The 12,056-nt window shown below is 56.5% G+C and carries 10 protein-coding genes; 7 read left to right on the plus strand and 3 right to left on the minus strand.

Annotated features, from left to right (window positions below):
• Window positions 1–8: 8 nt before the first annotated feature.
• The 3 genes from RS75_RS14275 to RS75_RS14285 form a co-directional block, all read right to left on the minus strand.
• Window positions 9–1,610, minus strand: a complete 1,602-nt coding sequence (locus RS75_RS14275) for an FAD-dependent oxidoreductase (RefSeq protein WP_045021518.1) — start codon at window positions 1,608–1,610, stop codon at window positions 9–11.
• A 5-nt stretch (window positions 1,611–1,615) separates the two neighbouring features.
• Window positions 1,616–2,686, minus strand: a complete 1,071-nt coding sequence (locus tag RS75_RS14280; protein WP_045021520.1) for a LacI family DNA-binding transcriptional regulator — start codon at window positions 2,684–2,686, stop codon at window positions 1,616–1,618.
• Window positions 2,687–2,897: 211 nt separating this feature from the next.
• Window positions 2,898–3,635 carry a carboxylesterase family protein gene (locus RS75_RS14285; RefSeq protein WP_045021522.1) on the minus strand — a complete coding sequence of 246 codons (738 nt, stop codon included), beginning with the start codon at window positions 3,633–3,635 and terminating at the stop codon, window positions 2,898–2,900.
• A 323-nt stretch (window positions 3,636–3,958) separates the two neighbouring features.
• Between RS75_RS14285 and RS75_RS14290 the strand changes: the two genes are divergently transcribed.
• The 7 genes from RS75_RS14290 (at window position 3,959) to RS75_RS25130 (ending at window position 12,030) form a co-directional block, all read left to right on the plus strand.
• On the plus strand, window positions 3,959–6,025 hold the full coding sequence (locus RS75_RS14290; RefSeq protein ID WP_045021781.1) for an ATP-dependent helicase: 2,067 nt from the start codon (window positions 3,959–3,961) through the stop codon (window positions 6,023–6,025).
• Window positions 6,026–6,048: 23 nt separating this feature from the next.
• On the plus strand, window positions 6,049–7,128 hold the full coding sequence (dinB, locus tag RS75_RS14295; RefSeq protein ID WP_045021524.1) for a DNA polymerase IV: 1,080 nt from the start codon (window positions 6,049–6,051) through the stop codon (window positions 7,126–7,128).
• Between the two features lie 315 nt (window positions 7,129–7,443).
• The gene (gene rfbC, locus RS75_RS14300; protein WP_045021526.1) at window positions 7,444–8,013 is read left to right on the plus strand and encodes a dTDP-4-dehydrorhamnose 3,5-epimerase; all 570 of its coding nucleotides are present in this window, start codon (window positions 7,444–7,446) and stop codon (window positions 8,011–8,013) included.
• Window positions 8,014–8,015: 2 nt separating this feature from the next.
• The gene (rfbB, locus tag RS75_RS14305; protein ID WP_045021528.1) at window positions 8,016–9,071 is read left to right on the plus strand and encodes a dTDP-glucose 4,6-dehydratase; all 1,056 of its coding nucleotides are present in this window, start codon (window positions 8,016–8,018) and stop codon (window positions 9,069–9,071) included.
• A gap of 5 nt (window positions 9,072–9,076) precedes the next feature.
• Complete coding sequence (gene rfbD / locus RS75_RS14310; protein ID WP_045021531.1) at window positions 9,077–9,970, plus strand: dTDP-4-dehydrorhamnose reductase; 894 nt, start codon at window positions 9,077–9,079, stop codon at window positions 9,968–9,970.
• Window positions 9,967–10,833: a glucose-1-phosphate thymidylyltransferase RfbA gene (rfbA, locus tag RS75_RS14315; RefSeq protein ID WP_045021533.1), complete on the plus strand. Its 867-nt coding sequence runs from the start codon at window positions 9,967–9,969 to the stop codon at window positions 10,831–10,833. Before rfbD ends, rfbA begins: the two co-directional genes overlap by 4 nt.
• A gap of 339 nt (window positions 10,834–11,172) precedes the next feature.
• Complete coding sequence (locus RS75_RS25130; protein ID WP_052679696.1) at window positions 11,173–12,030, plus strand: glycosyltransferase; 858 nt, start codon at window positions 11,173–11,175, stop codon at window positions 12,028–12,030.
• Window positions 12,031–12,056: the final 26 nt, after the last annotated feature.

Raw genomic sequence — 12,056 nt, forward strand, 5'->3', positions numbered from 1 at the left:
CCGCCGTCCTAATAGGCCGCGATGTCCGGCCAGCGTATTTCAATGCCCTCACGGGTCAGCGCCGTCTGGAAGGCATGAAGATGTTCATCGTCTTCCTGCACCTGATGCGGCGTCAGGCCCTTTTCCAGGCAATAGGCCGCCAGCATTCCGGCCACTTCGCCGATATTCCATTCGACCGGATGCAGGCGATAACAGCCATTGGTGATATGCGTCGTGCCGATATTCTTGCCGGCCGGAATGAGGTTTTTCACGCGCTCGGGGATCAGTGCGCCAAGCGGAATCTCAAACGGGCAGGAAGGCACATCGACATAATTGTCGCCGCCGGTCGATGGATGCAGATCAATGCGGTACATACCGATGCCGATGCTGTCGCGATAGCGGACGGCACCCCTTTCGCCGCGAACCGTAAAGGAAAGATCCTGTTCGACGATGCGCGTGACCGGCTTGATGCGGCGGCTTTCGCGGATATAGGGCGCCATGGCAAGGCCGTGTTCGGTGCCGGTAATATCGCCTCTCAAACGCAGTCCACGAAATCCTTGCCCGCCATCGAGGCGCAGCGCTTCCGTCTGCAGCCAGTAAAATACCGAATAGGAAAGATCGGCCGCCGCTTTCAGATGCCGCGCCTTTTCCTCTTCCGATACATCGATGATGGTGCCGTCCATATAGTCGATCATCGGCCAGTTCACGAGGCAGATATCGGACTTATAGAAGCCGGGCGTGAAGTTCTTGCGTGCCGCGATGCGGCGGAAAATCCAGAGGTTCTCATCGCCGCCGCCCCTGCGCTGGTCAGCATCGACAAGCAGCGGATCGTCATCCGGATTTGGCGTGAAGGAGCGGGTCGTATGTTCAAGCGTTCGCGGATGCGGCGCGGTGAAACCGAGCATCGGCCCGCCCCAGAAATGCGGCTGGTACTTGCGCCAGTAGTCGTAATTGTCAGGCTTGTCGATCGTCTGATCGCCGTCGACGTGATCGATTGCAAAGCAGATCGATACGGCCTGCACATTGTCCGGCTGGGCGCTGGCCGGCGCGCTGGGCTCGCCCGTGTCCGATTGCGCCTCGAACCCCTTGGCATATTCCGTGCCCGTCATCGGCAACAGATCGCCAAGCTCGGTCGCATCAAGAATATAGTCGGCGGAAATGACGATCTCGGCGCCGCTGTCGCGATGGCGCACGGTAATCGAGCGGACCCGGTCGCCATCGACATCGGCCGCCACCGGCCGATAGGGCTTGAGCACCGTCAGCCGGTCCGCGCCGATATACGGCATCAGCATGCTTTCCATGACAGCGAGGCTGACGCGCGGTTCGGCGCAGATGCGGCTGACCCAGCCGCCACCCGGATTAAGGTCACCCCAGGCGCGGGCACCTTCCGTCAGCGGATAATGATCGCGGTAATATTGGCGCACCCCGCTGCGCAGTGCGCGATAAGACCGGGTGATGCCGAATTGTTCGACCCAGCTGTGTTCGTCCGACGGCACAGCCTGGCTGGTCAGCTGACCGCCGATCCAGTCATATTCCTCGGTCATGATCACGCGCTTTCCGGCCCGTGCAGCACCGAGGGCCGCCGCCACGCCGCCGAGGCCACCACCGACCACAAGAATGTCTGCTTGCATCTCTTTCACGTCGTCACATCCGTTTTGTTGACTTTGGACTTGTCTGTGGAGGCCGCTGGAGCCGGCCCCAATGTTTCACCCTTGACGGGCTGGCACTTGAGTAAAATCTGACTTCCCAGGCTGCCGGTCTCGATGCGGTTGACCAGCATTGCAGTCGCCTGCCGACCCATTTCTTCACGGGGAATTTCATAGGAAGTGAAACGTACAGGGCTGCGGCCGGCACGAATATGACTGCCGAGCACGACCATCGAGAAGACTTCAGGCACGCCGATACCGCGCTCCCGGGCCAAAGTCTCGACGCGCACCGCATCCGCCAGTTCGATGAAAAATGCAACCGTCGCACCGCTTTCGATGATCGCATCGAGGATTTTTTCGGCAGGCCGGTTTACCGCCTTGATATGCAGGGCGAGCGTCGCCGCCGTGCCGAGCGCATCGCTGAACCCCCGCCAGCGGTCGGCGATGGATTCAGCAGGACCCGCAGGGCCGATATAGGCGAGCTTGGAGTGCCCGAGCATCATCGCGTCTTCAACAAGCTGCCGCGTGCCTGCGGCATAGTCGCCGCCAACATAGGGCACCGGCCCGCCGGCATCGTCGCGCCGGCCTATAGCCACGAATGGATAGTCTTCCGAGACCAGCCGGGCGAGTTCCTTGCGATCGAATTCGCGACCGAGGACCAGACAGCCATCGGCGATCCTCAGCCTGTTGCCCTCGGAGAAAATCTTGCGGTCATTGCCGATACCTGCGCTGGTCAGCAGCAGAAGATCGTAAGCCTGCTGCTGAGCCTCTTCCTCGATCCCTAAGAGAAACGGCGTGAAAAAGTCGGCCTGTGCGCTTGGAAAAGCGGGCTCATAGGTGAAGACGCCGAGGATGCGATTAAGCCCTTTGGCCATCCGGCGCGCAATCGGGTCCGCGACATAACCGGTCTTGCGGATGACTTCCTGCACGCGCTCGCGGGTTTCAGCCGGGATACGGGCGATAGTAGCCGGTGCACCGTTCAGAACGAGCGAAACCGTGGCCTGACTGACGCCGGCCAGCCTCGCAATATCGTTCTGAGTAAGGCGTTTATGGTTGGCCACGCAATGCCCTCCCCGACATCGGTTGCTTGCTAATACGTATTAGCTGTTAATGCGTATTAGCACGATCTACCTGCCCGGTGTCAAGAGGGCAAAAATGGGCTTGCGGAGAGATGTTTTGAGGCGTGCCGATGAGACGGCCAGCCCGGCCATATGGTGGCCGCGCTGGGTTGAGGGCTTTCATCCCAGCCGTAAAGTCTTGCCCAGTACAGGTTCAGGGAGTTGAAGGCGTCTTTTCGCTGACAAGCTTTTGCCCGAGCAGCCAGGTCCACATCGCCTCATCGCCCAGCACTTTTCCCTCAACCTCTTGGTGGTTCGTATCCTCAAAAACCGTCAGCCGCACATTGCGCTTCAAATCCTGGAGGCGTTGAACGAGGACCACCGTATCGGATAGAGGAATCACCTCATCCTTTGCGCCATGAAAGGCCCAGAAGGCAGTCTTTTCATTGGTGCGATTGAGGTAATGGCGGATGCCGCCACCGGCAATTGGAACGACCGCAGCAAAGGTTTGCGGAAACTGCTCGGCCATCGACCATGCGCCGAACCCTCCCCGGCTATATCCGATCAGATAGATGCGGCTGCGATCCACGTGATGATCCGCCACAATCGACTCGAGGACGCTTGCGACACGCTCGATCGGATACAGCAGTTCTTCGCTTGGATTTTGTGGCGAAAACACCATGAAAGGAAACTCACGCCCCTCTTCGATCAATTTGGGCAGGCCGCTGCGACGCAGCTTTTCAACATCGCTCCCGCCCTGATCGCCGCCATGCAGCCAGACGACGAGAGGATAGGTCTCGTCCGAACCGGCATAGTCCTTCGGGGTATAGAGCAGGTAGTTGATATCCGACGCGATCGTTGTGTCAGACTTCATCGCCTTCTGCTCGGCAAACGCAAATGTCGATGTGGCCAGTGCTGCGATAGCGATCAGGCAAAGTTTCAGATGCTTCATGGTTTCGTCCTCCCGAAAAACATACCTCTTCCCAAGGCACGATTGCTGAACTCATGAGCCACCGGGTTGGTTCAGTGGTTCGAGAGGCAGGCTAGCCGAGCCCCATGAAGAACCCGACCGGGGCTGCGAATTTCGATTAGACACCATAGTCCACCCTCGTGTGGAAGACAGCGGTGTGCGTTCATTATTTGTTCTGGCTTGCTGTTTGAGTTTTTGCTAATCATTGCGACAACAGTGCAAAAATGACCGACCGTCTCTCCGAAGGCTGGCATTTTTGAAAAGGCCGTCATCGTGCGGATAGGCAAATATCAGGGATGCGGGGCATGGCGGTTGCCTATCTGGACAAACTGAACGAGCAGCAACGCAAGGCCGTGGAACATGGCGTTGGACTTTCAGACGGACACACGGCTGGACCATTGCTGATCATCGCCGGTGCAGGTTCCGGCAAGACCAATACGCTGGCGCACCGGGTGGCGCATCTGATTGTCAATGGCGCCGATCCTCGCCGCATCCTGCTGATGACGTTTTCGCGGCGCGCCGCCTCCGAAATGTCTCGCCGCGTCGAGCGGATCTGCAAACAGGTCATCGGCACCAACGCCGGAACTCTCACCGATGCGCTGGCGTGGTCCGGCACATTTCACGGGATCGGCGCGCGCCTCTTGCGAATCTATGCCGAACAGATCGGACTGGATGTGGACTTCACCATCCACGACCGCGAGGACAGCGCCGACCTGATGAACCTTGCCCGTCACGAGCTGGGTTTCTCCAAGACAGAGAGCCGTTTTCCGACGAAAGGGACCTGCATTGCGATCTATTCGCGCGCCGTCAACTCGCAGACGCCGTTGAAAGAGATCCTGCGCCTGCACTACCCATGGGTGTCGAGCTGGGAAGACGAACTCAAACAATTATTCGCCGCCTATGTCGAGGCCAAGCAGGCCCAGAACGTTCTCGACTACGACGATCTGCTGCTCTACTGGGCCCAGATGGTCAGCGATCCCGACCTTGCCGGCGATATCGGCAATCGTTTCGACCATGTGATGGTCGACGAATATCAGGATACCAACCGGCTGCAGGCCTCGGTGCTGATGGCGCTGAAACCCGGCGGTCACGGGCTGACCGTGGTGGGGGACGACGCCCAGTCGATCTATTCATTCCGGGCAGCGACGGTGCGCAACATCCTGGATTTTCCGGCATCATTCAGCCCGGCCGCCGATATTATCACCCTTGATCGAAACTACCGCTCGACACAGCCGATACTGGCTGCGGCCAACGGCGTCATCGACCTTGCCCGTGAGCGCTTCACCAAAAATCTCTGGACCGAACGGCAATCGCTCGAGCGACCGAAGCTCGTGACGGTAAAGGACGAAACCGAGCAGGCGAATTTCATCATCGACCAGGTGTTGGCCGATCGTGAGACCGGCATGACGCTCAAGCAACAGGCCGTGCTGTTTCGCACCTCCAGTCATAGCGGCCCGCTTGAGGTCGAGCTTACACGCCGCAACATTCCCTTCGTCAAATGTGGCGGCCTGAAGTTTCTCGACAGCGCCCATGTGAAAGACATGCTGGCGGTGCTGCGGTTCGCGCAAAACCCGCGCGACCGTGTCGCCGGTTTCCGGCTTCTCCAGATGCTGCCGGGTATCGGGCCGAAGAAAGCCGGCAATATTCTCGATGCGATCGCGGCAGACCCCGAGCCATTGCTTGCCCTTGCCGAAATTCCGCCGCCACCCAAAACCGGTGATGACTGGGTATCCTTCGTTCAGCTGCTGGCGAACCTGCGAAAATCGTACGGCGGCTGGCCGTCTGATATCGAGCACGCGCGGCTCTGGTACGAGCCTCATCTTGAGCGCATCCATGAGGACGCCGAGACGCGCAAGGCCGATTTGCTGCAACTCGAGCAGATCGCCGGCGGCTATCCCTCCCGCGAACGTTTCCTGACCGAACTGACACTCGATCCGCCGGATGCCACCAGCGATCAGGCGGGCGTGCCGCTGCTCGATGAGGATTACCTGACACTTTCAACGATCCATTCGGCGAAAGGCCAGGAATGGCGTTCCGTCTTTATCCTGAACGTGGTCGATGGCTGCATCCCCTCCGATCTGGGCGTCGGCTCCACGCATGAAGTCGAGGAGGAACGCCGGTTGCTCTATGTCGCCATGACGCGCGCCAAGGACAGCCTGTCGCTGATCACGCCGCAACGCCTCTTCACCCATGGCCAGAGCGTGCAGGGAGACCGGCATGTTTACGCCGCCAGAACCCGTTTCATACCGGCAACTTTGCTGCAGTTCTTCGAAACAGCCACATGGCCCCTGGTTTCGGCCGCCGCTTCCGAGCGCAGTGCGCAGCAGATCCGCATCGATGTCGGCGCACGCATGCGGGCAATGTGGAAATAGGAAAGATCGTACAGGCTGGAACGATGGATAACACGGCTGTTCGAAAGATCATCCATATCGACATGGATGCCTTTTATGCGTCAGTGGAGCAGCGTGACAATCCCGCACTTCGCGGCCTGCCGGTCGCCGTCGGCGGATCGGCGGCACGGGGCGTGGTGGCTGCGGCAAGTTACGAAGCGAGAACTTTCGGCGTGCATTCCGCGATGCCATCGGTTACCGCCAGACGGAAATGCCCGGATCTGATCTTCGTGCCGCCGCGCTTCGAGGTATATCGGCAGGTCTCGCAACAGATCAGGGAGATATTTGCCGAATATACCCCGCTGATCGAGCCATTGTCACTCGACGAAGCCTATCTCGATGTGACCGAAAACCTGAAAGGCATGGAGATCGCCACCGAAATTGCGCTGGAAATCCGCACAAAGATCAAGGCGGTCACCGGCCTCAATGCGTCTGCGGGCATTTCCTACAACAAGTTCCTAGCCAAGATGGCAAGCGACCTGAACAAGCCGAATGGCCAGGCCGTCATCACGCCGAAAAACGGCCCCGGCTTTGTTGAAGCCTTGGCCGTCAAGAAATTCCATGGTGTGGGACCAGCCACGGCCGAGCGGATGAAACGGCACGGCATCGAAACCGGGCTCGATCTCAAGTCTAAATCACTCGGCTTTCTGCAGCAGCATTTCGGAAAGTCCGGCCCATATTTCTATAACATCGCCCGCGGCATCGATGACCGGCAGGTAAGACCCGATCGCATCCGCAAATCCGTCGGCGCAGAAGACACATTCGTTGAGGACATCGACGATCTCGATCTGGCCAAGGCCGAGCTCGGACCGTTGGCTCAGAAAGTCTGGCGTTATTGCGAGGCCCATGACATCACCGGAAAGACGGTTACCGTGAAGATCAAATATTCGGATTTCAGCCAGGCGACCCGCAGCAGGACCGTATCGGGAGTCGTCTCTGACGTCGCGACAATCCAGGAAATGGCCGAGACCCTGCTTGCCTCCGTCTTTCCGTTCAAGCGTCCGGTGCGGCTGTTGGGGATCACTCTTTCATCGCTGAATACCGAAGAGAGCGAACAGGAACCGCAGCTGGCGCTTGGAATATGATGCCAGTCTTGTCGAGGGTGTTGCGCTGCACGTCCCCTCATTCATCCCCTTAGAAACCATGGCGTTGGGCCCTCCGCCGCCTGCCCGGAGCGAAGCCCTGCGACGCGGAAAAGGTTGGTGGGATTGAGGACGTCTATCAGTCCGCACGAACGGACCTTAAGCTTGGGAGCAGGCGCGGAGCCCGCAGGGCTTCCCGCTATACTGCCTGCGAAGGAGCGGGATACTCTTGTGTGGTAGGCCGATAAAGCGTTATTGACTGTCCGTACCGATAAAGTCATACCACCGTCAGCAAATAGACCAGACAGGATCCGCGAAGTGCAGGCAGAAGCGTTCTCGATATCAGGCTTAAAGAAGATAACTCCGGCTCGGTTTGGCGACAGCAGGGGCTACTTCAGCGAAGTTTTCAAACGGGAATGGTTTCGAGAGAATGTCGCGAATGTGGAATTCCTGCAGGACAATGAATCCCTGTCCGCGCAGGCCGGAACTATCCGTGGACTTCACTTCCAGACGGACCCCTTTGCACAGGGCAAGCTCGTCCGCTGCATTCGTGGACGACTGCTGGACGTCGCCGTCGATATCAGAACGGGTTCCCCGACCTTCGGACAATGGGCCGCCATTGAGCTTTCACCAGAAAACGGTGAACAGCTGTGGATTCCGGCAGGCTTTGCCCACGGATTTATGACCCTCATCGACGACACCGTTATCTCATACAAGGTAACAGCTCCCTACAGCGCGGCTCATGATCGCGGTGTCAAATGGGATGATCCCACCATCGGCATCAACTGGCCAAAAATGGACAACTGCGTGCTTTCCGACAAGGACGCAAAGCAGCCGTCTCTGTCCGAATTGCCGGAATATTTCATCTACCAAAAAACTGGAAACTGATGATGCGCGTTCTAGTCACCGGCGGCGCCGGATTTATCGGGTCGGCCCTTGTGCGCTATCTCGTAAGCGAGGTCGGCGCGGATGTTCTCACTGTCGACAAGCTGACTTATGCCGGAAATCTGGCCTCGCTCAAGCCAATCGAAAACGCTCCGAACCACCGCTTTCTTCGGGCGGACATATGCGACCGCGCCGCAATGAATGACGCTTTCGCGACATTTCAGCCGGACTATGTGATGCATCTGGCGGCTGAGAGCCATGTCGACCGCTCCATCACCGGTGCTGCCGATTTTATTCAGACCAATATCAACGGCACCTTCACGATGCTGGAAGCAGCGCGGCAATATTGGGACGGTCTGGCCGAAGACGCAAAATCGAACTTTCGCATGCTCCATGTTTCGACCGACGAGGTTTACGGTTCGCTTGGAGAGCATGGCCTCTTCGAAGAAACAACGCCCTACGATCCTTCGTCGCCGTATTCCGCTTCGAAAGCCGCAAGCGATCATCTCGCCACAGCCTGGCAGCGCACCTATGGCCTTCCGGTCGTGATTTCCAACTGCTCCAACAATTACGGGCCGTTCCACTTTCCGGAAAAACTCATTCCGCTGATCATTCTTAACGCGCTGGAAGGCAAGCCGCTTCCGGTATACGGAAATGGCGCGAACATCCGCGACTGGCTATATGTGGAAGACCACGCCCGTGCCTTATGGCTTATCGTTCAAAAGGGCCTTGCCGGCGAAAAGTACAATGTCGGCGGCAGAAATGAACAAAAAAACATCGATGTGGTCGATTGCATCTGTTCAATTCTCGACGAGCTTCGCCCGCAATCGAAGCCCTATGCCGAACTTATCAAATACGTCACCGATCGCCCCGGCCACGATGCCCGCTACGCCATTGACGCTACGAAGCTGGAAACGGAACTTGGCTGGAGCGCGCAGGAGAATTTCACGACCGGCATCCGCAAGACGGTGGAATGGTATCTCGACAATGCGTGGTGGTGGCAGCCGCTGCGCGAAGGTGTTTACGCAGGAGAGCGTCTCGGCGTTCTGGTGAAGGGTTGAGCGGGATGCGGCTGGTCGTCACCGGAAAAAACGGTCAGGTTGTCAGCGCTCTACAGGCTCTTGCTGATGACAAGTTGGAGATTGTAACCTTGGGTCGTCCGGAACTCGATCTTGCTCGACCCGAAACGGTAGCCAGGGCATTGCGTGACGCGAGGCCCGATGTGGTCGTGTCAGCGGCGGCCTATACCGCTGTCGATAAGGCGGAAAGCGAACCGGACATTGCTTTTGCCGTCAATCGGGACGGATCAAGAGCCGTTGCGCAGGCAGCAAATGACATCGGCGTTCCAGTAATCCATCTTTCCACTGATTATGTGTTCGACGGCACCAAGGCCACCGCTTATGTCGAAAGCGATCCGACAGGCCCAAGCTCCGTCTACGGCCGCTCAAAGCTGGAAGGCGAACAGGCCGTCTTCGAAAGCACCAGCAACTATGCCATCTTGCGAACTGCTTGGGTGTATTCGGAATATGGCAGCAATTTCGTAAAAACCATGCTGCGGCTAGGCGAGAGCCGTGATGAACTTAATGTGGTGGCGGACCAACTTGGATGTCCCACTTCGGCAAATGATATCGCAACAGCGATAGTGACGATCGCAAAACAACTAAAAGACGATCCCTCCGCAAATTTTCGCGGCGTTTTTCACCTGACTGGAACAGGTGAAACGAACTGGGCTGATTTCGCGAAGCAGATATTCGCCTTTTCTGTGGAAAACGGCGGAAAGTCAGTGATCGTCAACAACATCACGGCCACGCAATACCCTACCCCAGCCCGGCGCCCGGCAAACTCCAGGCTCAATTGCAGCAAGCTAGAAGAGGTTTACGGGATTAGATTGCCGGAATGGCGGGCATCAACGCGCGCGGTCGTAGCCGCCTTAGCGCAGAGCAAAAAGGAAAACCCATGAAGGGCATCATTCTTGCCGGAGGCAGCGGCACCCGTTTGCACCCGATGACGTTGTCGGTCTCAAAACAGATTTTGCCGGTCTACGACAAACCGATGATCTATTACCCGCTGACGACGCTGATGTTGGCTGGCATTCGCGAAATACTCATCATATCAACACCCCATGACATGCCGCTCTTCCAAACCCTTCTGGGGGACGGTGCGAAATGGGGTCTTTCTATAGAATACGCCCTTCAGCCAAGCCCGGATGGCCTCGCGCAGGCTTATATGATCGGTGCCGATTTCATTAATGGGTCTCCGTCCTGTCTTATCCTTGGCGACAATATCTATTATGGTCACGGATTGCCTGAATTGCTGGAAAGCGGAACAGGCGTCAACGACGGAGCGACAGTCTTCGCCTATCAAGTAAACGATCCGGAAAGATACGGCGTCGTTGAATTCGATAGCAAAATGCGCGCGCTTTCCATTGAGGAAAAACCTCTCAAGCCCAAGTCCAATTGGGCGGTGACCGGGCTCTACTTCTATGATGCGGATGTCGTGGACATTGCCGCCAACCTTAATCCCTCGGCCCGTGGCGAATATGAGATCACGGATGTAAACCGCATTTATCTCGAGCGCGGTAAGCTCAAAGTGTCGATCATGGGGCGCGGATATGCCTGGCTCGACACCGGGACGCCCGACAGCCTTCTGGAGGCAGGTGAGTTCGTACGCACCCTTGAAAAACGCCAGGGATTTAAAATCGCTTGTCCAGAGGAGATCGCTCTGAGTAAGGGTTTCATAAACAAATCAAAATTTGCTGATTTAGCCGAGAATGCTGGTAAGGGCGATTATGGAATATATCTAAGAAAACTTGCCCGCGACTGAGAACCCGCTAGCAAGCGGCACCTCAGATACGGCAAAGGTTTTTGAGCGACAGTTGTTCTGAAATAATCACAGGTCGTGCCTACCGACGTCTTACACTAAGGCAAAGTTTGAAATCTCCATATGAGCAAAAAAATGAGATCAAAAATACTTGATCGAACCTGACCGTGATGTTAGACGGTCTCCCTTAGGCAACCGCATTATGCGATGTTCGCTCTGAAATTCGTGTCTTATGGCGGTGGATGTTACACCCGCCTCGCAGGCCAATGCTTTCGTTAGCGTGGTTATTCTATCGCAATAATGCGTGGCCACGATAACGGTCATAACTAGAGTGCTTTTCGATTGCCAACCTACGCTCTTTCGGATGTCACAGTTGTTTCAGTCTGTTATCACAGCGATGCAGTGATCGCAGACATGATTAATTCGGTTCCGCAAAGCACTCCAATAATCTTAGTTGATAACGGCTATACCAACACATTTGATACCGTACCCAAGGGACGTGATATCAAAATAATCAGCCTGCCATCGAATTGCGGTTTCGGAAGAGGTTGCAACGAGGGGGCAAAGTGGGCAACCACGCCATTGTTGTTCTTCCTAAATCCCGACACTCGATTGGGCGAAGGCGCACTCGATGCTTTACTCGCGGGAGTCCGTAATCATCCAAGTGGTTCGGCATTCAGCCCCCGCATCTCCAACAACAATGGAAAAGCCTATTTCAAACGCCGCTCTTATTTGCTGCCACGCGCTCAGTGGATGAAAAGAGGTTGGCCCACAACGGATCGCGAAGTTCCAGTTCTCTCAGGTGCAGCGCTACTTGTAGAAAAGCGGCAGTTTGACCTGATAAATGGCTTCGATGAGAATATTTTTCTCTATCATGAAGACGATGATCTGTCTCTCAGACTCCGTGAGCTCGGCCCTCTATTTTATATACGAGCATCTCACGTGGTACATAGCTCGGGTCGTTCATCCGCAAGGTCCCCGAAGATTGCATATTTTAAAGCGCGTCATTTGGCGATATCAAGAGTTTACGTGGGACGCAAGCACGGCAAGCTCTACCCGGCATTGGCGACATTTCTTCAATCCTTACTACTTCTTGGCTCTCCTTCAAATATTGTCTCAAAAAGAAGAAGAGCTAAAGCCCTTGGTATGCTGGCGGGAGCGATGACAATGTTGTTCCAACGGGGAGGACCCCAACCCTAATAAAGCTCGGATGGCGTTATTAATTT

The sequence above is a fragment of the Rhizobium nepotum 39/7 genome, from assembly GCF_000949865.1.
Lineage (GTDB): Bacteria > Pseudomonadota > Alphaproteobacteria > Rhizobiales > Rhizobiaceae > Agrobacterium > Agrobacterium nepotum.

Coding starts and splice junctions, on each gene's coding strand:
- RS75_RS14275 (WP_045021518.1), bottom strand. CDS start 1,610: ATGCAAGCAGACATTCTTGTGGTCGGTGGTGGCCTCGGCGGCGTGGCG.
- RS75_RS14285 (WP_045021522.1), bottom strand. CDS start 3,635: ATGAAGCATCTGAAACTTTGCCTGATCGCTATCGCAGCACTGGCCACA.
- RS75_RS14290 (WP_045021781.1), top strand. CDS start 3,959: ATGGCGGTTGCCTATCTGGACAAACTGAACGAGCAGCAACGCAAGGCC.
- dinB (WP_045021524.1), top strand. CDS start 6,049: ATGGATAACACGGCTGTTCGAAAGATCATCCATATCGACATGGATGCC.
- rfbB (WP_045021528.1), top strand. CDS start 8,016: ATGCGCGTTCTAGTCACCGGCGGCGCCGGATTTATCGGGTCGGCCCTT.
- rfbD (WP_045021531.1), top strand. CDS start 9,077: ATGCGGCTGGTCGTCACCGGAAAAAACGGTCAGGTTGTCAGCGCTCTA.
- rfbA (WP_045021533.1), top strand. CDS start 9,967: ATGAAGGGCATCATTCTTGCCGGAGGCAGCGGCACCCGTTTGCACCCG.